Here is a 22,905-nt window from a genome sequence, read left to right on the forward strand (position 1 = left end):
GCCTGAGGAGAGTGAGATGGCCACCATGCCCAAGCCATCAGGGAAAGTCCGCTGGATCGTTTGCGCGCTGCTCTTCGCGGCGGTGGTCCTGAGCTATATCGACCGGCTGGTTCTGCCGACGCTGAAGCCCGATCTACAGGCCCGTTACGGCTGGAGTGAGAGCGGGTATGCCGATCTCGCCATCTGGTTTCAGGCGGGCTACGGCATCGCCTATGTGGCGTTCGGGCGCCTCATCGATCGCATAGGCGCGCGCGCTGGTTATGCGCTTGCGGTCTCGCTCTGGACCATCGGACATGTCGCGCACATCTTCTTTACTTCAACGGCGGGTATGTTGCTGGCACGCATTCCGCTGGCGATCGGCGAAGCGGGCACCTTTCCCGCCGCTATTGCCGCGACCAACGAGTGGTTCCCGAAGAAGGAGCGGGCGCTGGCCATCGGCATCTTCAACGCGGGGTCCAATGTCGGCGCGATCCTGACACCGCTTGTGGTGCCGGTCATCGCGGTGACGCTGGGTTGGCGGTGGGCCTTCATTCTGACAGGATTGCTCACGGTTATCTGGCTGGCGGCATGGCTCGGCTTTTATCGCCGACCGCGCGAGAAGAAGGGGCTAACGGCAGAGGAACTGGCCTGGATCGAAACCGACCCTGTCGAGGAACAGCGGCCGGTCAAATGGGTGACCCTGTTCCGGCACCGGCAAACCTGGGCCTATATGACGGGGCGTTTTCTGATCGACCCGGTCTGGTGGACCTTTCTTTTCTGGCTGCCTGACTTCTTCAACAAGCAATATGGCGTCAAGATGCTGGACTTCGGTCCACCCTTGATCGCCGTCTACCTACTGGCGGATGTCGGATCGGTGGCGGGCGGTTGGGCGTCCTCGCGGTTCATGGGTCGGGGCTGGAGCGTCAATCGCTCGCGCAAGGCGGCAATGTTCCTCGCCGCGCTTTGCGCCGTACCGATCGCCTTTGCCGCACAGGCGCCCAGCATGTGGGTCGCGGTGGGATTGATCGGCCTCGCCTGCGCAGGGCATCAAGGGTTTTCGGCCAATCTCTATGCCCTGCCGGGGGACGTTTTCCCTCGCTGGATGGCGGGGTCCGTGGTCGGTCTAGGCGGGCTGGCCGGTGCGATCGGCGGCATGCTGATGGCAAAATTTGCGGGCATCATCCTGGAAACGGTTGGCAGCTACGGCCCGATCTTCCTGGTCGCATCCTGCGCCTATCTGGTCGCCCTTTTGACCATCCATATCATAATCCCGCGTTATCAGGTCGTTGTCACCGATGTCACGCCTGGCCAAGGAGCTTCAGCTTGACCAAAATTTTGCGTCTGCATCCCGACCGCCTGTTTCCGTCCGATCCGGCGACGCGGGACATCGCAAGGCGGCTTTATGGGTCGGTCAAGGACCTGCCGATCATCAGCCCGCACGGCCACACGGACCCACGATGGTTTGCCTATGACCGGCCCTTCGCCAATCCGGCCGAATTGCTGATCATACCGGACCATTATGTGTTTCGCATGCTGTACAGCCAGGGCGTCCCGCTGGAGGATCTGGGCATAGCCACCATGGATGGCAGCCCCACAGCAAACGATCCGCGGGCGATCTGGCGACGCTTTGCCGAACGCTATCACCTGTTTCGCGGAACGCCGTCGCGGTTGTGGCTCGACTGGGTTTTCGCTGAGGCCTTTGGCATAGATGTTCGTCTGGAGGCGGCGACGGCCGATCATTATTATGACGTGATAGATGCCGCCCTTGCGACCGATGCCTTCCGGCCGCGCGCGCTGTTCGAGCGCTATAATATCGAGGTGATTGCAACGACCGAGGGGCCGCTTGACTCGCTCGATCATCATCGCGTGATCCGGGAGTCGGGCTGGAACGGCAAGGTCGTGACCGCCTACCGTCCCGATCCGGTGCTCGATCCCGACGATCCCAGGTTCATCGACAATGTGCAGCGCTTTTGCGCGATGGCGGGAGAGGATGTCGGCTATGCAGGCTATCTGCGCGCGCACGAAAAAAGACGCGCCGATTTCCGCGCGGCGGGTGCGACGTCGACCGACCACGGCCATCCGAGCGCCTTCACTGTCAACCTGCCACAGCAGGAGGCCGAAGCTTTGTTCGCCAAAGTGGTCAGTGGGCCAGTGAGCGCCCGGGATGCCGAGCTGTTCCGGGGACATATGCTGGTTGAGATGGCGCGCATGTCGACCGAAGACGGCATGGTGATGCAATTGCATCCCGGCGTGCATCGGAACCATAATGACGCAGTGCGCGCGCGGTTCGGCAAGGACAAGGGCGCGGACATTCCGACTGCCGGCGAGTTCGTGACCTCCCTGAAGCCTTTGCTGGACCTTTATGGCAATGATCCGCGCCTCACCCTCATTCTCTTCACATTGGACGAGGACGTCTACTCGCGCGAACTAGCGCCGCTGGCGGGTCATTATCCCGCCTTGCGTCTGGGGCCGCCCTGGTGGTTCCACGACAGCCCCGAAGGCATGCGCCGCTTTCGCGAACGGATGACCGAAACCGCCGGATTCTACAATAGCGTCGGGTTCAATGACGACACGCGCGCTTTTCTGTCGATCCCGGCGAGGCATGACGTTGCGCGGCGGATGGATTGCGGTTGGCTGGCTCAACTGGTCGCCGAACATCGTCTGGAAGAGGATGAGGCATTCGAGCTTGCGCGCGCGCTGGCCTATGATCTGGCGAAGCAGGCGTATAAGCTGTGACGCGACTGTCTCGGCATCATCTGAAATCCCTGCCACATGATGTCCGGCGTCCTTCCTATGACCGCGCGGCGGTGCGGGCGGGCGTCGTCCATCTGGGCATCGGCGCGTTTCATCGCGCGCATCAGGCGGCCATTTTCGAAGAGGCGCTCAATGCCGGTGATTTGCGCTGGGGCATCATCGCGGCATCTCTGCGTTCGCCCGCCGTGCGGGACCAGATGGCCCCGCAGGACGGCCTCTACACCGTGCTGGTGCGCGACGGTTCGGCGGATCGGGCGCAGGTCATCGGCGCAGTCCGCCAGGTAATCGTCGCGCCAGAGGACCCCGAAGCGTTGCTGGCGGCGCTGGCAGCGCCGGATACCCATATCGTCACGCTGACCGTGACGGAGAAGGGCTACAAGCTCGATCCAGCCACAGGAGGCTTGATTGAGGGGGATGCCCAGGTCGCGGCTGATTTAGTGTCCTTGAAGGCTCCGCAGACCGCGCCGGGCTATTTGGTTGCGGCCCTGGCGCGGCGCAAGAAGGAAGGGCTCACGCCCTTTACCGCGATCAGTTGCGACAATTTGCCGCATAATGGGCAGCGGCTGCGCGGGGCGGTCCTGGACCTGGCGCGGAGGCATGACCCTGCGCTGGCGGACTGGATCGCAGCGGAAGGCGCGTTCCCCGAAACGATGGTGGACAGGATCGTGCCAGCGACGACGGCGGACGATGTTGCCGCACTTGGCAGGCGTCTGGGTGTGGAAGACCAGGCAATGGTCAAGACCGAACCCTTTTTGCAATGGGTGATACAAGACTGGTTTTGCGGTCCGCGCCCGACATTTGGGGCCGGCGTGCAGGTGACAGCCGCGGTCGCGCCCTGGGAAGAGGCGAAGCTGCGCCTTTTGAACGGGGCGCATAGCGGCATTGCTTATCTAGGCGGGCTTGCTGGTATCGATCATGTTCACGAAGTGCTGACGTTGCCTGAGGCGCGCGCCTTCGTCGAGGCTTTGTGGGATGAGGCGGAAGCAACCCTGACGCCGCCGCCCGAACTGGATGTCGCGGCGTATCGTCGCGACCTGATGGCGCGCTTTGACAATCCGACGTTGCGACATCGAACGCGACAGATCGCCATGGACGGCAGCCAGAAGTTGCCGCAGCGGCTGCTGGCGCCGATCGCGGCCAGGTTGGAAGAGGGACAGGGTGTCGACGCCCTGTCGCTGGCGGTCGCCGCCTGGATTCGCTGGCAGGCGGGTGTCGACGATCAAGGCGCAGGGCATGTCGTGGATGATCCGCTGGCCCGTCCCATCGCTGAGGCGCTGTCCGGCGCAAGCGATAGTCGCGGGCGGGTCGACGCCATCCTTGCGCTGGGCGCGATCGTACCGCCGAAGCTGGCCGAGCATGCTGCGTGGAGAGAGACGTTGATGAAGTGGTTGAGCGTCCTGGAAACCCATGGCGCGCGCGCTGCTCTGGCAAAATTGCGGAGTGAGAAAGATGCGGCTCCGGTCGTCGTTTCATGATGGTTTTGAAAGGTTGAAGATGAACCGTTGGTCCGCCCTTCTCCTGCCGCTCGCACTGTCGGCGACTCCGATCGCGCACGCCAGGGACTGTTCGGCTGGCTGGGTTTCTGCCTGGGCATCCTCGCAATTCCGCCCAACCGGCGACGCGGAATTGCCGTCGGGCACATTGCGGGACCAGACCTTGCGTCAGATCGTACGGCCATCGGTGGATGGGAACCGGATCCGGGTGCGGTTTTCCAATGTTGCCGGGACCAGGCCCTTGCAGATCGCCGGTGCCAGCATCGCCCGTGCGCAATCTTCGGGATCGCCGACTATCGATGCCGCAACATCGATGCCACTGCGGTTTGACGGGCGGGCTGCGGTGATCATCCCGGCCGGTGCGGACTATTTGTCTGATCCGGTCGATATGCCTGCCAAGGCGCTGGAGACGATCGCGATCTCGCTCCACTATGATGGTGATCCGGAACAGACATCGCATCCCGGCTCGCGCGCCACATCCTGGCATATGCCGGGCGATCATTTGAGCGATGCGACAATGGTGGGCGCGGCGCATTTCGATCACTGGTTCAATCTTGCGGCGCTGGAGGTCGAACGCTGCGCGCCGTCCCGGCTGATCGTGGCGCTTGGCGACTCGATCACCGATGGCAAGGGATCGACGACGAACGGTAATGACCGCTGGACGGATGTGCTGGCGAAGCGGCTCCAGGCGGATCCGCAGCGGCCCGGCATCGCCATCGTCAATCAGGGGATTGGCGGCAACCGACTGCTCAATGACGGGCTTGGCCCCAACGCGCTGGCGCGGCTGGACCGTGACGTGCTGGCGCAACCGGGGGTTACGCATCTGATCGTACTGGAAGGAATCAATGACCTGGGAACGCTTACGCTTGAGGCTCCGGTCAGTCAGGCGGAGCATGACGCGCATGTCGCACGGATCATCGGCGCCTATCGCCAGATCATCGCGCGCGCCCACGCCAAGGGCATCAAGGTGATCGGCGGAACGATCATGCCGTTCGTCGGCAATGGTTATTACCACGCAAACCGCGACAACGAAGCCGACAGGCAGGCGGTCAATGCATGGATCAGGACGCCCGGGCATTTCGATGCAGTGGTCGATTTCGACCGGGTGATGCGGGATCCGGCCAAGCCGGAGCGATTACTACCGGCCTATGACGATGGCGATGCGCTGCATCCATCGCCCGCCGGTTATCGAGCCATGGGGGACGCGATACCGCTCAACCTGTTCGACTGATCGCGTTGTGGAGCAGTCTTGAGCATTCTTGTGGCAATCCGTCATATCCAGCCTGTCAGCTGACACAAAGGGCCGTGTCCCGTTAAGTGGTGTAACAGCGTCACCGTTGGGGCGTGAAGCGGAGGGAGCGTAGCGACCGGAGCTTCATGCCCCAACGGTGGCATGGCTTCTGTCTAGGCGGCCATCGCCAATCTTCGGTAGAGTTCGGGTTGCGAAACCAATGAACCTATCGGAGACGACGATGACCACAGACAGAATGGCCCTTATTGAGCTGGTTGAAAAGGGCGCTGATGCGGATCTCGTTCGCGAGATGTTGGCATTTGCCGCTGAGCGAATGATGGAAGCTGAAGTGCAGGTGCTGACTGGCGCCGCGCATGGCGCTCGCGACCCTGCCGGGCGACAGGTCCAGCGCAACGGCTATCGAGAGCGTTCCTGGGAGACCAGGGCCGGCCACATCGAACTGGAGATCCCGCGGCTACGCAAGGGATCGTATTTCCCATCCTTCCTTGAACCCCGTCGGACTGCCGAGAAGGCGCTGACGGCGGTGATCCAGGAAGCCTATGTCCAGGGCATTTCGACGCGATCGGTCGATAATCTCGTGAAGGCCATGGGCGCTACGGGCATCTCCAAGAGCGCCGTCAGCCGACTGATCCAAGAGATTGACGAACGGGTTAACGCTTTCCTCAACAGGCCAATCGAGGGCGAATTCCCTTATCTGTGGCTCGATGCGACCTACATCAAATCGCGCCAGGGTGGCCGGATTGTGTCGACCGCGACGATAATAGCTGTCGGTGTCAGCAACGATGGCCGCCGCGAGATACTGGGCGTCGACACCGGGCCAACCGAGGCCGAAACCTTCTGGAAGGGCTTCTTGCGCTCTCTTGCCGATCGCGGGCTCCGGGGCGTCAAGCTTGTCATTGCAGACGATCACAAGGGCCTACGCGCCGCTGCCAGCAAGGTTTTCCACGCAACCCAGCAACGCTGTCGGATTCATTGGATGCGCAATGCGTGTTGATTTCCACTGAGAAGTGACCCGGGTTTTCCATCGAGAAGTGACCCGTCTGCGGATTATGTTTCGGGTGTCACGGGTGGGTCAACCCGTGGTTTTCTCTTTTGGGTTCTGGCCTGCTTGGCAGAGCTGTTTTTGAAGCGGAAGCTATCGTTGCCGGTCTCCAGGATGTGGCAGTGATGGGTAAGCCGATCGAGGAGCGCCGTGGTCATTTTGGCGTCGCCGAACACGGTGGCCCATTCGCTGAAGCTCAGGTTTGTGGTGATGATGACGCTGGTGCGCTCGTAGAGTTTGCTCAGCAGGTGGAAGAGCAGCGCGCCACCTGAAGCACTGAACGGCAGATATCCAAGCTCATCCAGGATAACGAGATCGGAGTGCAGGAGGCGATTGGCGATCTGACCGGCCTTGCCCTGTGCTTTTTCCTGCTCGAGCGCATTGACCAGTTCGACCGTCGAGAAGAAGCGGACGCGCTTTCGATGATGTTCGATGGCCTGGATGCCCAGCGCCGTTGCCACATGGCTCTTGCCGGTGCCAGGACCGCCGACCAGCACGATATTGTCGGCGATGTCGATGAAGTCGCAGCGATGCAACTGACGCACCAGAGCTTCATTGACCTCGCTACTGGTAAAGTCGAAGCCGGCCAGATCGCGATAGACAGGGAAGCGCGCGATCTTGAGCTGATAGGCCACAGACCGAACCTCCCGTTCTGCTGTCTCGGCTTTGAGTAACTGGGAGAGGATCGGGATGGCGGCTTCGAACGCTGGAGATCCCTGTTCCATGAGATCGGTGACGGCCTGCGCCATGCCATGCATCTTGAGGCTGCGGAGCATGACGACGATGGCGCCGCTGGCAGGGTCATGACGCATGACGCTTCTCCTTGCGCAGATCATCATAGCGTTCGACATTGGCCATCGGTTCGCTGACCAGCTTGAGCGCCTGGGGCGCCGTCACCGGCGGCGTGGAGATCGGTTTTCCGTCGACCAGCCTATAGAGCAGATTGAGGATATGGGTCTTGGTCGGAACGCCAGCCTCCAGCGCCATGGTGACCGCCGTCAGCACCAGTTGCTCATCATGATGAAGAACCAGCGCCAGTATTTCGACCATTTCCTGTCGCCGCCGGGATTGCGCAACAGATGTCGCTGCAGACGCTGGAACGCATCGGGTAGCTCAAGGAAGGGCGCACCGTTGCGCAGGGCGCCGGGCTTGCGCTGCACGACCGCCAGATAATGGCGCCAGTCATAAACCGTATGACCTGGACCGTCGTGAGAGCGGTTGATGATGCGCTGATGTGCGCAGATTGGCTGCCCCTCGGCGACGACCTGGAAGCGATCAGGATAGACGCGCAGGCTGACAGTGCGATTGGCGAAAGAGGCCGGTACGCTGTAGCGATTGCGCTCAAAGTGGATGAGGCACGTCGGCGATACCCGTTTGCGATATTCCACAAAACCATCGAAGGGCCTGCCCGCAACCATCAGACACTCAGATTCATCGGCCCAGGCATTGGCAACCGATCCGGGTTCGATCCCGTGAGGGATGTCCTCCCATAACGCCTTGCAGCGCTCCTCCAGCCACAGGTTCAGCGCATCAAGGCTTTCGACCTGCGGCGTGGGTTGCCACAGACGGTGCCGCGCATCCTGGACATTCTTCTCGACCTGCCCCTTTTCCCATCCCGCAGCCGGGTTACAGAACTCAGCTTCGAACAGATAGTGGCTGACCATCGTCAGGAAGCGTGCGTTGACGGTGCGTTCCTTGCCACGCCCGACCTTGTCGACGGCCGTGCGCATATTGTCATAGATACCCCGGCGCGGCACGCCGCCCAGCACGCGGAAGGCGTGATTATGGGCGTCGAACAGCATCTCATGGGTTTGCAGCAGGTAGGCGCGCACGATGAATGCCCGGCTGTAACTGAGCTTGAAATGCGCGACCTGCAGCTTGGTCCGAACCCCGGCGATGATTGCCCAGTCCTCACTCCAATCAAACTGGAAAGCTTCCCCCGGCGCGAACGACAGGGGCACGAATGTCCCACGCCCGCCAATCTGTTGCTGGCGCCGATAATCTTCGCGCCAGTCCCGAGCAAAAGCGGCAACCCGGTTGTAGGATCCTTCATAACCCAGGCTCACCAAATCGGCGTGAAACTGCTTGATCGTGCGCTTCTGCTTGCGCGATCGGCCCATATCGCGCCGCAGCCAGGCCGCCAGATGCTCAGCAAATGGGTCCAGTTTGCTTGGTCGATCAGGCACCTTGAACCGCGGATCGATCGTCTCGGACCGCAAATATTTGCGGATCGTGTTGCGTGATAGTCCGGTGCGCCGCGCTATCTCCCGGATCGGTAGATGATCGCGAAAATGCCAGCGCCGGATAACGCTCAATAACGCCATGTCCAACACTCCATATACCCTCGCTTGTCAAAGCCAGGGACGAGTTCAACATGGGTCAATTCTCAGTGGAAATTTACGCCCTACCCGGGTCACTTCTCAGTGGAAATCAACACGCAATGCGCTCGCCCATGTTTCCACTAAGCAGCGTGCTGCCGTCACCGCCATGATCAAGACAATTTTCGCGCAGGAAACTGCTCAGGAGGCTCATAAGCAATGGCAAACAGTCGCCGATGCCCTGCGTGATCGCGCTCCCAAACTTGCTGAGATGATGGATGGCTCCCGCGAAGACGTCCTCGCTTACACAGCCTTCCCGAAAGAACATTGGCCGCAGATTTCCAGCACAAATCCCCTGGAACGTCTCAACGGAGAGATTAAACGAAGGTCCGACGTTGTCGGCATCTTTCCCAATGACGCGGCCATTGTACGCCTCGTCGGAGCCCTCATGCTCGAACAGCAGGACGAATGGGCCGTGGCTCGCCGATATATGACACTTGAAAGTCTCGCCACCGTCAGCGACAATCCCCTCATCAGTTTGCCCGGCGTGGCAGCCTGATCCAGTCCGATCCTCTACCGAGGATACCCGCTGTTACACCATCCCCCGGGACACGATCGACACAAAGAAAGGTCAAGCAGTGGCGACCCATCGCCCCCGCTATGACAAGCGCGCCACCTGCGGCACCCGGTTCACGCGCAAGGGTGTGCCCATGTTCGAGATCGGTGGTTGGCTAGACCACTCCGATGCGCGGCCTACGGCTCGTTGCAGCCATCATCCCCCCGATTTTCGAGGGGAGGCACTTGATGCTTTCAACCGCCAAAATTGATAATAGCATGCATATTACCGCACACCCGCGGCTGTGTTGGCTTGGTTTGGGTCGGTTAAGTGATTGAAATAATGGTGCACCCAAGTGGATTCGAACCACTGGCCTTTGCCTTCGGAGGGCAACGCTCTATCCAGCTGAGCTATGGGTGCGTGACGTAGGTCAGGAGCGGCGCTTAGCAAAGCCCGGCGCGCTGTGCCAGCATCAAATCGCCTGATGGCAGCTTATTTTGCAGGCTTTTCCATCGGCTGGAATTTGCCCAGTCCGCAGCTTGCGCCCGGTTGCAGGCCCGGGCCGACATTCCAAAGCACGGTGATGATATCGACAGAACAAAGCTGGGATATACTGGTGCGATACGAAAAACGTTTTTCGAAACCGAGGCTGGGACAACTGTTGGGCAGCGTGTTCCGGTAAATTTTCCGGTTGCTGACCTCAAAGTCGATCGTGCGGTCGTCCCGCACACGGGATGAGCGGATCGAGCGGATGTTGATGCAATCGACCGGTTCGCCCTTGGCGACATAGGGGTCAGGCTTATCCTTGGCGATCGCTGGTTGCGCGAGCGCGATAACGGCAAAAGCCGACAATAGACGGATCGGGGTGCTGACGGCCATCATCTTTCTCCTCATCTCCCGCCGGATCGACGACGCGGGGCAGGGTCTTCCGTCACTATTTGGCAGGAGGCTCCTGAACGGCACGAGAACGGGCGCGGCTGCCGCGGGTTCCCGCTGCGGATGCGGGCGGAGGCGTCTTGGGCTTGTAGCGACACAGGTCCGCCACGATACAATGCCAGCATTCCGGCCGCCGCGCCTTGCACACATAACGGCCATGCAGGATGAGCCAGTGATGCGCGTCGCGACGAAAGGGGGCGGGCACGCGTTTGTCGAGTTTCTGCTCGACGGCCAACACAGTTTTCCCGAGCGCAAGGCCGGTGCGGTTGCCGACGCGGAAGATATGGGTATCGACGGCAAAGGCTTCCTGACCAAAGGCCGTATTCACAACGACGTTGGCGGTCTTTCGCCCGACACCGGGCAGGGTCGTGAGCGTATCGCGATCCTGCGGCACCTGTCCGCCGAAATCGCGCACCAAAATGGCTGACAGCGCAATGACGTTCTTCGCCTTCGCATTGAACAGGCCGATCGTCTTGATATGCTGTTTAAGGCCGTCCTCGCCCAGGTCTATCATCTGCTGGGGCGTATGGATTTCACGAAACAGGGCGCGGGTCGCCTTGTTGACGCCGACATCGGTTGCCTGCGCCGACAACACCACCGCCACGAGAAGCTGATAGTCATTGCCATAGTCCAGCTCGGTCTGCGGGGCGGGATTGGCGTCGGCAAGGCGGCTGAAAAAGTCGAAAATCTGCGTCTTGTTCATCTAGAGACCCAGCACCGCTTTCATGTCATAGCGACCGGCAGGCTGGCCGGCGAGCCAGAGCGCGCCCTTCACAGCGCCGCGAGCGAAGATGGTGCGATTTTCCGCGCGATGGCCAATTTCTATCCGCTCGCCTTCAGCGGCAAAGATAACCTGATGATCGCCCGCCACGGATCCACCACGCAGCGCGGCAAAGCCAATTGTTCCGGGCGTGCGTGGCCCCGTAATGCCATCGCGCCCGCGCTCGCTATGATCGGCCAGCACGATGCCGCGACCGCGCGCTGCGGCCTCTCCCAGCAACAGCGCCGTGCCGGACGGCGCATCGACCTTGTGGCGGTGATGCATCTCGACAATTTCGATGTCCCAGTCCTCACCCAGGCCGGCCGCCGCCTGTTCCACAAGCGCCGCGAGCAGGTTGACGCCAAGGGAGGTGTTGCCGGTCTGGAGCACGGGAATATTCGCCGCCGCCTCGTCGATCAGGGCGTGGTGGGTCGCCTCAAGACCGGTCGTGCCAATCAGGATGGGCTTATGCGCCGTGATGCAGGCCTCGAGATGGGCAGACAAGGCAGCGGGCGCGGAAAAGTCGATGAGGATGTCGGATCGCTCAGCCAGTGCGAGCGGATCGTCTGACATGGCGACGCCCGGCGTGATTTCGCCGTCGGCCGTGCGGTCGGTGCCTCCGGCGATGGAAAGGCCTGCGTCCGTTGCTGCGGCGGCGATCGCGCGGCCCATGCGGCCGCCTGCTCCAAAGATTCCGATGCTTGTCATGACCTTTGCCTTAGTCGGCAGGGAGGCACAGAGTCGAGAGGCCGGTTGGGCGGATGGCGCGATGATGCCGTGCCGTCATTGCTCAGTCAGGCGCGGCATCAGTTCGACGAAGTTGCAGGGACGAAACCGGCTGTCGAGTTGGCTGACGAGAATGCCGTCCCACGCGTCCTTCACCGCGCCGGTTGAGCCGGGCAGGGCGAAGATATAGGTGCCCCGCGCGACGCAGGCCGTGGCCCGTGACTGAATGGTCGATGTGCCGATGGTCTGGAAGCTCAACCAGCGAAACAGCTCGCCAAACCCTGGTATTTCCTTGTCCTGCACCTGGCGCAGTGCTTCGGGCGTCACATCGCGGCCGGTAACGCCCGTACCGCCGGTCGTCAGGATGACGTCGATCTGGGGATCGTCGATCCAGGCGTGCAGCCGTGCGACGATGGCGGCCCTGTCATCGCGCTCGATATAGCGGGCGGCCAGGACATGCCCCGCCGTTTCCAGCCGCTCGACCAGCGTATCGCCCGAACGGTCGTCGGCCGGGCCGCGCGTGTCGGACACGGTCAGCACGGCGATGCGGACCGGCACGAAAGGCCGGCTGTCGTCGATCGGCATCAGTCGGTGCCGCCGCCAATGCTGCCTTGCCCATCGGCTTTGCTGAGGCGCACCAGCTTCATGCCCTTGGCTGTCGGAAAGGTCGGCCACAGGCCCTGCGCCATGCCGGTCAGACACTCGGCGGCGCCCTTTGCCTGGATCTGGTACATCCAGTAATTGCGCATGACGATGTTCACATAAGCGCGGGTTTCATAATAGGGCAGCGATTCCATGAACAGCAGGGGATCGCCCTTGTCGTGCACCTGCGTGTTCCACCGCTCGACTGGCTGCGGCCCGGCATTATAGGCGGCCATCACCTTGGGCAGCAGGCCACCGGTCGCGCTCATGTCGCGGAGGCTTTCCAGATAACGCTGGCCAAATTCCATGTTGGTGGAGGGAACAAAGAGCTGCGCGGCGTCGGTCAGGCCGACATCGCCTGCCGTGCCGGGACGCACCTGCATCAGGCCGCGCGCGCCGGCGCTGCTGACGACATTGGTGCGAAAACCCGATTCCTGAAGCGTGTGGGCGTAGATCAGCGACGGGTCGACCCGCCATCCGCCATCGGGACGCCAGTCGGGCGCGGGGAAGCGGGCGAAGCTACCGGGCTGCGTGCCAGCAGGGCCGTTATGCGCCAACCATAGCTGGGTCGCGGGCAGGTTGAGCGTGCTGGCAAGGCGCAGCAAGGCATCATATTGGTCTGCGCCGCCCAGTTTTGCCTGATAGCGCAGCAACTCATCCGCTTCGTCCTGCTGTCCGATCGCAGCCAATGCGATCGCTGCACGGGCATTGGGGCTGTCCTTGAGCTTTTGCCATTCGCTGCTGCCAAAGCGGGCGGCGAGGGGCGCTCCGCCCAGCGGCATGCCCAGCGACTCCCGCGCCAGAAGGCCATAGAAGGTTTCATCCGAGCGGGCGGCAAGTTTCAGATAATTCTCGACCTTTTCTGCTTCGCCGCAAACCATATAGGCGCGCGACGCCCAATAGGCCCCGGCGGCGCGCATGTCGCTATTGCCGGCCAGCGCGGCGACATTGGCGAAAGCCGGCGCGGCCGCGCGGCAGTCATTCTGGCGCCACGCGGCAAGGCCAGTGGTCCAGTGCGCCTGCACCGTCCAATCACCGCCGGTCCGCGTTTCGAGCGCGCGGGCGGCCATGCGACGGGCGTTACTATCGTCATTTTCAATATAATAGGCCCAGGCCACGCGCTGCCGTACTTCGGTCAGGCCCTCCGGCGACAAGCCCGCCTCCCCGGTCGACAACAAGCCTTCGGCGCCCATCGGATCATCGGCATTGATGAAGCCCTGAATCTTGCCAGTCAGCGCCTGCGCCAGCATGTCGGTCTTGACTGCCGCGACATATTGGCGGCGGGGCGCCGAGCCAAGCCAGACCATTTTCTGGATCTGGGGAAGTGCGGGCAGGATCGTCGCGCCGCGTTTTTGGGCGAGGCGAGACAACTGATCGGCTCTGGGCAGCCAGGCCGCCTTGTTGATGAGATCCAGCAGATCGAACAGTTCCACGCGCGGGGAATTGCGGGCAAGATAGAGTTCCGACAGAGCGACCGGGCGCACCGCGTCCTGCGGGTCCAGCGCCAGGATCATCGCCTTGGCCTCAGCCCAGCGTTCGCCCTTCAGCGCGCCGAAGATCGCGCTGTAACGAGCCTTGTCGCCATCGCGCAGGTCAAAGGGCGACGCGGCCGCTCCGATCGTCTTCATATCCGGCAGTACGTCGGCGGTTTCGGCGCGGGCGGGCGCGGCCGCGATCCCCGCTGCGGCAAGCATGGCAAGACAAGACAGGCGGGTCGCGGCTCGAATCACGGACGGTTTTCCTCGATCAGGCTTTGCAGGGCGCGCCAGCATTCCGCCTTTGCCGCGGGCTGGCTGAGCAGAAGGCGCGGGTGGAATGTGGCGACAGCGGGCACGATGCCGCCATCATGATTAAAGTTGCGTAAACTATCCGGCTGCACCTCACCGCTCACCGGCATCAGCGCACGGACCGTCCTGTCGCCCAGCAGCAGCAGACGGCGAGGCCGGGCCAGATGAACATGTGTGCGCATACGATCCGCAGCGGCTGCCAGGTCGGCCGCTTCCACCATGCCGCCGGGCGGACGACGAAAAAACAGGGAGGCGACATAGACGTCCGCGCGATCCAATGCGATCGCGCGCAACATGGCGTCGCACAGCCCCCCAGCGCGATCGGCCAGTAGCGTTCCGGCATCCAGATCGGCGGGATCGGGCATGTCAGTCACGATCATCAACGGCGCATCGACCGATCCGGCAGGGAGAATGGCGCGGCCCGGCCAACGATGTTCGGGATGCGCGGAATCGTCCTGGAGCCAGTGTTGGAACGATTCGAGCTCTTTGGGCTTTTGGTTAGTAACCACGGACGTAGGGCGGCTTGCCGAATGACCGGAAACCGGCGCGACAGCAGGGCGCAGCCAATTGATCGGCGCTTCCGCTACGGCGCTGTCCACGCCGGCCGATTGCCACCAGGTCAGATAGGCCTGGGCGGCAATTTGGCCATCATCCTGTATTATTCCCCGCATCGCCGTCATCTAGGGCCAGAGGTTGACGAGGGGGTCAAGCTGCTTCATCGCCTGGGATGACAAACTGTTGGACTAATGCGGTGATCGGACAGCCGGGGTGCAGCCCGCCGGTCGCGCCAAGGAGGGATGAATGAGCGAACGGGAATCGATGCCCTATGACGTCGTGATCGTGGGCGGCGGGCCGGCTGGTCTGTCAGCAGCGATTCGATTGAAGCAACTTGCCAGTGAAGCGGGCGAAGAACTGGCGGTATGTGTTCTTGAGAAGGGCTCCGAAATCGGCGCCCATATCCTGTCCGGGGCGGTCATTGATCCCAAGGCTCTGGATGAGCTTCTGCCCGACTGGCGAGAGCAGGGATGCAGCCTGGCCGATACGCCGGTGACCGACAACCGGCATTGGTTTCTGACGAAAAGCGGCAAGATCACCATGCCACATCTCATGACGCCGGGCTGGATGCACAATAAGGGCACCTATACCGGGTCGCTGGGCAATCTGTGCCGCTGGCTGGCAGAGCAGGCAGAGGGGCTTGGTGTCGAAATCTTCCCCGGCTTTGCCGCTGCCGAAATCCTTTATCATGAGGATGGCAGCGTGAAGGGTGTGGCAACCGGTGACATGGGGATCGATCGGGAAGGCAATCGCAAGCCCGATTATCAGCCGGGCCTGGAGCTTCACGCCAAATATACCTTCTTCGCTGAAGGCGCGCGCGGCCATCTGACCAAGATATTGAAGCGGCAGTTCGCGCTGGATGCAGATTGCGAACCGCAGGTCTATGGCCTTGGCATGAAGGAATTGTGGGATATCGATCCCGACAAGCACCAGCCGGGCCTTGTCATCCACAGCCAGGGATGGCCTTTGACCGATGCCTATGGCGGCGGGTTCCTCTATCATCAGGCCAACGGGCAGGTCGCGCTCGGCTTCGTCGTCGGTCTGGGCTATCGTAACCCCCATCTCTATCCGTTCGAAGAGTTTCAGCGGTGGAAACAGCACCCGGAAATCCGGCAGTTTCTGGAAGGCGGCCGTCGCGTGTCCTATGGCGCGCGCGTCATCAATGAAGGCGGCTGGCAATCCATTCCCAAATTGGCGTTCCCTGGCGGCGCGCTGATTGGCTGTTCCGCCGGTTTCGTCAACGTGCCCCGGATCAAGGGTACGCACACAGCGATGAAATCGGGCATGCTGGCGGCTGAAACCGCGTTCGAGGCGATCCGGCAGGAACGCACGGGCGACATTCTGTCCGACTATGATGATCGTGTACGGACCAGCTGGATCGCTACCGAATTGCAGCTGGTCAAGAATGCCGAACCGCTGCTTGCAAAGTTCGGCAACACGATCGGCACGCTGCTTGCGGGTATCGATATGTGGATGCGCACGTTGAAGATCGGATTGCCCTTCACCATGAAGCACAAGCCTGATCATGCGAAAATCTGGCGCAAGGAACAGTGCGCGGCAATCTCCTATCCCAAGCCCGATGGCGTCATCAGCTTCGACCGGCTGTCGTCAGTGTTTCTGAGCAATACCAATCATGAGGAGGACCAGCCGGTCCACCTGCAGCTCAAGGACCCGGCGATCCCGATCAGCTATAATCTGCCGCTGTATGATGAGCCGGCGCAGCGTTACTGCCCGGCGGGCGTCTATGAAGTGGTCGGCGAGGAAGAGGGCGATCCCCGTTTCCAGATCAACGCGCAGAATTGCGTTCACTGCAAGACGTGCGATATCAAGGACCCGACCCAGAACATCAATTGGGTCGTACCGGAAGGTGGCGGAGGGCCGAATTATCCCAATATGTAAGCGCCTCATCCCCGCCTTGCTGCTGGTCATGCCGGCGGTCGCTGGCGCGGCCGTCGATCCTGACAGCGCGCTTCACGCTTATGCGCAAGCGCGGCTGGCCGATGGAGATGGCGCGTTACAGGCGGCAGTGGCGAATTATCGGGCGGCGATGACGCTGGACCCTGATAGCATCGCCATCGCGCGTCGATCCTTCGCACAGGCGCTAGAAAGCGGGGACCAGGACCTGTCGGTGCGCGCAGCGACCATGCTGGATTCAGAAGGGATATTGCCGCGCGACGGGACGCTCTTGTGGATTGGCGAGGCGCTTGAGCGACGGGACTGGACGGCGGCGGCCCGCGCGACGGACAGGCTGGAACAGGAGGGCAATTTCGCTTTTCTGGCGCCGATGATCCGCAGCTGGATCGCGCAGGGCGAAGGTCGCGCCGAGCCGCCGGTCATTTCCGACGCCGATCCGTTCGCCAATCTGGCGCGGCGTTATGTTGACGAGCATGTTGCGTTGCAGGCTATCGGCCGCGGCGATCTGGAGACGGCCATGCCAGCCGCCCGGCGGGCCCTGGCCTTGCGGGGCGGGAACGACGGCGCTGCACTGCGTCTCAATTTTGCCGGCCAGTTCGCCGCTCGGGGCTTTCGTGATGAAGCATTGGCGATGCTGCCGGATGGCTCGGCGGATTTCGCGGTGGCGCGATCAGACCTGAAGCGCGGGAAATATCCCAAGGGCAAACGGGCGCTGCTATCCCCCGCACAAGGCTATGCGCGGCTGGTGGCGCGTTTGGCGGCGGACATAGCAACGGATGAGGCGGGAGTGGCGCTGGGCATGCGGCTCGCGCGAATTGCGACCTTTGCCGACCCGACCAGTGCGGAGGGTCACATCATCGCCGCCCGGCTGCTGACCGCCGCAAGCTATCCGGCCTTTGGCGTGGCGGAGGCCCGAAAATCCACGGGCGACAGATGGTATGGTCCGCTGGCCGAAGCGGAATTGATCGTCGCGCTGGCCGAAGCGGGCGATCGCGCGGGCGCGATCGTTCTGGCGCGCAGCCGGGCGCAGCAGCCTGGGGCAGATGCGGCGCGCCATGTGCAGCTGGGTCGGTTGCTGGCCGACGAAAAGGATTTCGCCGGGGCGGCCGCCGCATTCCGCGCCGCTCAGGCCGGCTACACCGATGAAACCATGCCATGGTCGTTGCTGTTGTTTGAAGGCAGCGCGCTGGAACAGGGCGAGCAGTGGGACGGCGCGCGCGCCGTGCTGGAGCGTGCGGCGAGACTGGCGCCCAACGAGCCTGCCATCCTCAATTATCTGGGCTATGCGCAGATCGAGCGGCGGCAGAATGTCGATCAGGCGCTGACGCTGCTCAAGCGCGCCAGTGCCTTGAAACCGCAGGACGCGTCCATCACGGACTCTCTGGGCTGGGCGCAATATGTGACAGGGAATGTGACAGCGGCCGTCCCTGTGCTGGAACGCGCGGCGGCAGGCGCACCAGACGACCCCACGGTAAACGAGCATCTGGGCGACGCGTTGTGGAGCGCGGGACGTCGGTATGAAGCACGCTATGCGTGGAACGCGGCGGCCATCTTTGCCGAAGGCGATGTTGCCGAGCGGCTGGCCGCCAAGGCCCGTGAGGGATTGAAGCCCGAATATGCCGCACCCTGAACTGGAGGCTCCAGCCGATCTTCTGGTCGAAACCGCTTATGCCAAGGTCAATGTCGCTCTGCATGTGCGCAGGCGACGGGACGATGGCTATCATGCGCTCGAAAGTCTGTTCGTCTTTGCCGATCATGGCGATCGGCTGGAAGGCGAAGCGGATGACGATGGCGCAATCGATCTGGTGATCGACGGGCCGTTCGCCACCGCGCTGGATGCGGGGCCGCGCAATCTGGTCATGCGTGCCGCCAAGGCTTTGCAGGATTATCTAGGCACCGAGCGTGGCGCACGGTTGCGTCTGACCAAGATGCTGCCCGTCGCTTCGGGGATCGGCGGTGGCTCGGCCGATGCGGCCGCGACGCTGCGCCTGCTGGTGCGGCTGTGGGACGTACGGGTCGAACCGGCGGAACTGGCTGCGCTGGCTCTGGATCTGGGGTCGGACGTCCCGGCCTGTGTCGCCAGCGTGACACAGATGGTGAGCGGGCGTGGCGAGGAACTGGCGCGCCATGGCGTGGCCGGTTTGGAAGGTCGGCCGATGCTGATGGTCAATCCGGGTGTGGCGGTTTCCACCGCTGCGGTTTTTGCGGGCTGGGACCGGCAGGATCGCGGCCCGTTGTCGGCTGACAGCATAGAGCGTCTGGTCACGCAGGGACGCAATGATCTGGAAGAGCCGGCAATTGCGCTGGCGCCCGCCATTGCCGATGTGTTGGCGATGCTGAATGGACAGGCAAGGCTCACCTTAGCGCGTATGTCGGGGTCAGGCGCAACCTGCTTTGCGCTGTTTGACGATGACGTAGCGATGGGCCGGGCCGCTGCGGCGATCGGCGCCGATCGGCCGGAATGGTGGATAATGGAAACACGGATCAGAAGTGCATGACGCAAGCCTTCACCCGCATCGACGGCGGGCCGACTGACCTTTTGATCGTCGCTGATCATGCGTCAGCGCATGTGCCGGAGGATATTGACCTCGGCGTGGCCCCAGCTTTGCTGCGCAAGCATATCGCCATCGATATTGGCGTGGCGGAAGTGAGCGGGTTGCTGGCCGAACAATTGCGCTGCACCGCCCTGTTGGCCGGTGTGTCGCGCCTGGTGATCGACCTCAACCGGGAAGAGGATGCGGCCGGTTTGTTACCGGTGATGAGCGATGGCCATGCCATTCCGGGCAATCGCAACGCGGACCTGGCGGGACGGATGATCCGTTTCTATCATCCTTACCATCACGCCATCGGCGTGTTGCTGGATGGGATGACGTCGCCCTTCATCCTGTCACTGCACAGTTTTACGCCAATACTGGAGAGCGATCCGGCGCAGAAACGTCCTTGGGACATCGGCATATTGTATAATGAGGATGATCGCGCCGCCCGCATGGCGATTCCCATGCTGGAGGCGGCCGGACTGATCGTTGGCGACCAGTTGCCCTATTCGGGTCGATTGCTCAACGCCACGATGAACCGCCATGCCGAAGCCAATGGCATTCCCTATCTTGGGATCGAGATGCGGCAGGACCTTGTGGCGGACGCCGCCGGCCAGAAGCGATTTGCGGACCTGATCGGGCCGGTGCTGCTGGAATGCCGGGGTCGGTTGATATGACGCGTCTGTTCCCCGGCCTTTGTCTGCTGCCGCTGCTTGCGGCCTGTGGCGGTGATCGGACGGCTGCTGAGCAGGAGGCGGCGACGGCGCAGGGCGATGACACGCCGGTGTGCAGCATTGGAGGAGCGCAGGACTGGTCGCCCGATTGCACGCTGGAGCGCGACGGCGACGTGCTGACGATCCGTCACCCGGATGGTGGTTTTCGCCGATTCCGCGTCCTCTCCGATGGGCGCGGACTGAAGGAGGCCGATGGCGCGGAAGCTGTGCAGTTGCGCATAGTTGGCGACCATATGCTCGAAGCCAGCGTGGGCGATGATCGCTATCGGCTACCGGTGAAGATCGCCGGTCCGGCGCAATGAGCCATGCGTCTGTCCTGACGGCAGCGCAGATGCGGGCGGCAGAGCAGGCGGCTTTCGATAGGGGTGTCGATCCTTATGCGCTGATGGAATGCGCCGGGAAGGCGGTTGCGCAGATCATTTGGCGTGCAGGACACCGGCGCAATCTGTTGGTCCTGTGCGGTCCGGGCAATAATGGCGGCGATGGCTTTGTCGTTGCGCGGTTGCTGCGCGAGCGCGGCGTTCCCGTGCGTGTGGCGGCCTTAAGCGAGAGCGGCACCGACTCCGCGCGACGGGCGCGGGCGGCATGGGATGGGCCGGTCGAAGATGTGATGACCACCGCGCCCGCGACGCAGGTGGTGGACGCCCTGTTCGGCATTGGCTTGAGCCGCGGGCTGGACGGGGCGGTAGCGCAGAGGTTGGGCGCGCTGGTGGAGAGCGCAGTGGCTTCCTATGCGGTCGACCTGCCAAGCGGAGTGGGGACCGACTGTGGCACGTTGCTGTCGGATGTGCCGCGGTTTGGCGTCACGATTGCATTGGGAGCCTGGAAGCCGGCGCATCTGTTGCAACCGGCGGCCGAGCGGTGCGGGCGACTGGTTTTGGCGCCGCTCCACATTCCGCTAGCCAGTCAGGTCGAGCGCCTGGGCGCGCCTGGTCTTACCGTTCCGGCCGTTACCGCGCATAAATATAGTCGGGGTCTGGTGGCCGTTATCGGCGGCGGCATGGCGGGGGCGAGCCTGTTGGCGAGCGAGGCGGCGGCGCGTTCGGGCGCGGGCGCGGTGCGACTTTTGGCTGCCGATGGGCCGGCTGGCGGGCTTCATGCCATCATCGATCGGCACGTTGCGCAACCTGAGGCTCTGGCGAGCGAACTGGACGATCAGCGGATTGCCGCGCTCTTGGTGGGGCCGGGCCTGGGCCTTGGCGCTGATGCGCGGGCGCGTCTGGAAGCGGCGCTGGAGAGCGGACATCCTATGGTGATCGATGCGGATGCGCTGACATTGCTCGCCGAGGAACATATGCCGTCCATTCCGTCCGGCGCGATCCTGACGCCGCATGAAGGTGAGTTCGGGCGCATGTTTGGACAGTTGTCAGGCAGCAAGATTGATCGTGCCCGCGCTGCGGCCAACAGGTCTGGAGCCATCATCGTCTACAAGGGCGCGGATAGCGTCGTGGCCGCGCCTGATGGTCGCGTGGCGGTCGCGGTGGGTGCGTCGAGCTGGCTATCGACCGCCGGGACAGGCGATGTGCTGGCGGGGCTGGCGGCCGGGCGGCTGGCGGTGACGGGCGATCCATTCCGTGCCGCCTGTCAGGCGGTTTGGCTGCACGGCGATGCGGCGCGACGCTGCCGACCGGCCTTTGTCGCGGATGATTTGCTTGACGCGCTGCCAGCGGCTATCGCCGCGCGATTGTGACCGATAGCAAGACAGACAGCGAAGCCGACAGCATCATCCGGATTGCCGCGCGCGGTGATGGCGTCACCGGCGACGGGCGGCATGTGCCCCTGACAGCGCCGGGCGACCGGGTGCTGCCCGATGGAACTGTCGTCTTTGGTGTCCATCATGCGCAGCCGCCCTGCACCCACTTTCCGGCATGCGGGGGCTGCCAGCTCCAGCATCTGGACGAGGAAAGCTATGCCGATTTCGTAATCGCGCGGGTGGTCGGCGCATTGGCGGGTCAGGGCGTGACGGCGGCCACGGTGCTGCCGCCGCACCTGTCTCCGCCGATGACGCGGCGGCGCGCATCGCTGCGCGCGGCAAGGGCGGGCAAGCGCGTGACGATCGGCTTCGCCGAGGAGGGCAGTCATCGCCTGATCGACCTTCAGATGTGCGCTGTGCTCGATCCCAGATTGTTTGCGCTGGTGGACCCTCTGCGATCCTTGCTGGCGCTGATCCTGCCGGACAAGCGGGCGGCGCATGTGAAGATGTCCCTGATCGATCAGGGCGTGGACCTGCTGCTGGAGGGCGTGCGGGTAGAGGGGCTGGCGGCGGACGAAGGGCTGGGCGATTTTGCCCGGATGCATGGATTGGCGCGGCTGACGATCGACGAGGGGGACGGGCCGCAGACACGCTGGGAGCCGGACGCGGCAACAATCAGCTTCGGCGGTGTGCCGGTGGCGTTTCCGCCTTATTCATTCCTCCAGGCGACGCCAGACGGGGAGGCGGCCTTGACCGATGCAGTGCGCGCTGCTTTGCCGGCAACAGGCGCGGTCGCGGACCTGTTTTGCGGACTTGGCACCTTTGCTCTGGCTGCTGGCGAAGGGAGGCCCGTCTATGCGGCGGAGGCCGCGCGTGATGTGATTCTTCAGCTCAAGATGGCGGCGGGCCGGGCGCAACGGCGGCTGGCCGCCGATCATCGCGACCTGTTTCGGCGGCCATTGACACCCGAGGAGCTAAATCGCTTTGCCGCCGTCATTCTCGATCCCCCGCGCGCGGGTGCGCGGGAGCAGGTGTTGCAGTTGGTACAGGCGGATGTGCCGACAATCGCCTATGTGTCCTGCAACCCTGCCAGCTTTGCGCGGGATGCGGCGCATCTGACGGCAGCGGGCTATCGGCTGGAAAGCGTCAGGCCGGTAGGCCAGTTCCGCTGGTCTACCCATGTCGAACTGGTCGGCATCTTCCGCAAATAGAGAAAGGCCCCGCTAGCAT

The 22,905-nt window shown here is 62.9% G+C and carries 18 protein-coding genes, 1 tRNA gene and 3 pseudogenes; 13 read left to right on the plus strand and 9 right to left on the minus strand.

Going from position 1 to position 22,905, the window contains the following annotated elements; genetic code table 11:
- Window positions 1-16: 16 nt before the first annotated feature.
- The 5 genes and pseudogenes from SKA58_RS06020 to SKA58_RS06040 form a co-directional block, all read left to right on the plus strand.
- Window positions 17-1,306: an MFS transporter gene (locus SKA58_RS06020; RefSeq protein ID WP_009821494.1), complete on the plus strand. Its 1,290-nt coding sequence runs from the start codon at window positions 17-19 to the stop codon at window positions 1,304-1,306.
- A complete protein-coding gene (gene uxaC, locus SKA58_RS06025; RefSeq protein WP_009821495.1) occupies window positions 1,303-2,715 on the plus strand; it encodes a glucuronate isomerase in 1,413 nt (470 codons plus the stop codon). Before SKA58_RS06020 ends, uxaC begins: the two co-directional genes overlap by 4 nt.
- Window positions 2,712-4,208 carry a mannitol dehydrogenase family protein gene (locus SKA58_RS06030; RefSeq protein WP_009821496.1) on the plus strand — a complete coding sequence of 499 codons (1,497 nt, stop codon included), beginning with the start codon at window positions 2,712-2,714 and terminating at the stop codon, window positions 4,206-4,208. The genes uxaC and SKA58_RS06030 overlap by 4 nt, the downstream gene beginning before the upstream one ends.
- A gap of 19 nt (window positions 4,209-4,227) precedes the next feature.
- The gene (locus SKA58_RS06035; protein WP_037542184.1) at window positions 4,228-5,457 is read left to right on the plus strand and encodes an SGNH/GDSL hydrolase family protein; all 1,230 of its coding nucleotides are present in this window, start codon (window positions 4,228-4,230) and stop codon (window positions 5,455-5,457) included.
- 241 nt (window positions 5,458-5,698) lie between these two features.
- Window positions 5,699-6,466, plus strand: a pseudogene (locus tag SKA58_RS06040) (IS256 family transposase); the annotation flags it as partial.
- 59 nt (window positions 6,467-6,525) lie between these two features.
- Here SKA58_RS06040 and istB read toward each other — a convergent pair.
- Window positions 6,526-7,332 (minus strand): IS21-like element helper ATPase IstB, encoded by an 807-nt coding sequence (istB, locus tag SKA58_RS06045; RefSeq protein WP_009821099.1) that lies wholly within the window; start codon window positions 7,330-7,332, stop codon window positions 6,526-6,528.
- Window positions 7,322-8,844 (minus strand): annotated as a pseudogene (gene istA, locus SKA58_RS06050) (IS21 family transposase). Before istA ends, istB begins: the two are co-directional and overlap by 11 nt.
- Window positions 8,845-8,956: 112 nt before the next feature.
- Between istA and SKA58_RS06055 the strand changes: the two are divergent.
- Window positions 8,957-9,397: pseudogene (locus SKA58_RS06055) on the plus strand (IS256 family transposase); the annotation flags it as partial.
- 340 nt (window positions 9,398-9,737) lie between these two features.
- Here the strand turns inward: SKA58_RS06055 and SKA58_RS06060 are convergent.
- From SKA58_RS06060 to SKA58_RS06090, 7 genes are all read right to left on the minus strand, one after another.
- Window positions 9,738-9,814: transfer RNA gene (locus tag SKA58_RS06060), tRNA-Arg, on the minus strand.
- A 72-nt stretch (window positions 9,815-9,886) separates the two neighbouring features.
- Window positions 9,887-10,273: a hypothetical protein gene (locus SKA58_RS06065; RefSeq protein ID WP_050763014.1), complete on the minus strand. Its 387-nt coding sequence runs from the start codon at window positions 10,271-10,273 to the stop codon at window positions 9,887-9,889.
- Between the two features lie 55 nt (window positions 10,274-10,328).
- Complete coding sequence (gene nth / locus SKA58_RS06070; protein WP_009821502.1) at window positions 10,329-11,033, minus strand: endonuclease III; 705 nt, start codon at window positions 11,031-11,033, stop codon at window positions 10,329-10,331.
- Window positions 11,034-11,798: a 4-hydroxy-tetrahydrodipicolinate reductase gene (gene dapB, locus SKA58_RS06075; RefSeq protein WP_037542185.1), complete on the minus strand. Its 765-nt coding sequence runs from the start codon at window positions 11,796-11,798 to the stop codon at window positions 11,034-11,036.
- A 75-nt stretch (window positions 11,799-11,873) separates the two neighbouring features.
- The gene (gene moaB / locus SKA58_RS06080; protein ID WP_009821504.1) at window positions 11,874-12,401 is read right to left on the minus strand and encodes a molybdenum cofactor biosynthesis protein B; all 528 of its coding nucleotides are present in this window, start codon (window positions 12,399-12,401) and stop codon (window positions 11,874-11,876) included.
- A complete protein-coding gene (locus tag SKA58_RS06085; RefSeq protein WP_037542186.1) occupies window positions 12,401-14,188 on the minus strand; it encodes a lytic transglycosylase domain-containing protein in 1,788 nt (595 codons plus the stop codon). The genes moaB and SKA58_RS06085 overlap by 1 nt, the downstream gene beginning before the upstream one ends.
- Window positions 14,185-14,916 (minus strand): uracil-DNA glycosylase family protein, encoded by a 732-nt coding sequence (locus tag SKA58_RS06090; RefSeq protein ID WP_037542661.1) that lies wholly within the window; start codon window positions 14,914-14,916, stop codon window positions 14,185-14,187. Before SKA58_RS06090 ends, SKA58_RS06085 begins: the two co-directional genes overlap by 4 nt.
- A gap of 130 nt (window positions 14,917-15,046) precedes the next feature.
- On the opposite strand from SKA58_RS06090, the gene SKA58_RS06095 reads away from it, so the two are divergent.
- From SKA58_RS06095 to SKA58_RS06125, 7 genes are read left to right on the plus strand one after another with little or no spacing between them, the layout of a single operon-like run.
- Window positions 15,047-16,699 carry an electron transfer flavoprotein-ubiquinone oxidoreductase gene (locus SKA58_RS06095; RefSeq protein ID WP_009821507.1) on the plus strand — a complete coding sequence of 551 codons (1,653 nt, stop codon included), beginning with the start codon at window positions 15,047-15,049 and terminating at the stop codon, window positions 16,697-16,699.
- Between the two features lie 28 nt (window positions 16,700-16,727).
- A complete protein-coding gene (locus SKA58_RS06100; RefSeq protein WP_037542662.1) occupies window positions 16,728-18,344 on the plus strand; it encodes a tetratricopeptide repeat protein in 1,617 nt (538 codons plus the stop codon).
- Window positions 18,331-19,212, plus strand: coding sequence for a 4-(cytidine 5'-diphospho)-2-C-methyl-D-erythritol kinase (locus SKA58_RS06105; RefSeq protein WP_009821509.1), 882 nt, complete (start codon window positions 18,331-18,333; stop codon window positions 19,210-19,212). Before SKA58_RS06100 ends, SKA58_RS06105 begins: the two co-directional genes overlap by 14 nt.
- Window positions 19,209-19,925 carry an N-formylglutamate amidohydrolase gene (locus tag SKA58_RS06110; protein ID WP_009821510.1) on the plus strand — a complete coding sequence of 239 codons (717 nt, stop codon included), beginning with the start codon at window positions 19,209-19,211 and terminating at the stop codon, window positions 19,923-19,925. The genes SKA58_RS06105 and SKA58_RS06110 overlap by 4 nt, the downstream gene beginning before the upstream one ends.
- The gene (locus SKA58_RS06115; protein ID WP_009821511.1) at window positions 19,922-20,284 is read left to right on the plus strand and encodes a hypothetical protein; all 363 of its coding nucleotides are present in this window, start codon (window positions 19,922-19,924) and stop codon (window positions 20,282-20,284) included. The genes SKA58_RS06110 and SKA58_RS06115 overlap by 4 nt, the downstream gene beginning before the upstream one ends.
- Complete coding sequence (locus SKA58_RS06120) at window positions 20,281-21,672, plus strand: bifunctional ADP-dependent NAD(P)H-hydrate dehydratase/NAD(P)H-hydrate epimerase (RefSeq protein ID WP_009821512.1); 1,392 nt, start codon at window positions 20,281-20,283, stop codon at window positions 21,670-21,672. The genes SKA58_RS06115 and SKA58_RS06120 overlap by 4 nt, the downstream gene beginning before the upstream one ends.
- On the plus strand, window positions 21,669-22,886 hold the full coding sequence (locus tag SKA58_RS06125) for a class I SAM-dependent RNA methyltransferase (RefSeq protein WP_009821513.1): 1,218 nt from the start codon (window positions 21,669-21,671) through the stop codon (window positions 22,884-22,886). The genes SKA58_RS06120 and SKA58_RS06125 overlap by 4 nt, the downstream gene beginning before the upstream one ends.
- Window positions 22,887-22,905 lie beyond the last annotated feature (19 nt).

Source organism: Sphingomonas sp. SKA58 (genome assembly GCF_000153545.1).
GTDB lineage: Bacteria > Pseudomonadota > Alphaproteobacteria > Sphingomonadales > Sphingomonadaceae > Sphingobium > Sphingobium soli.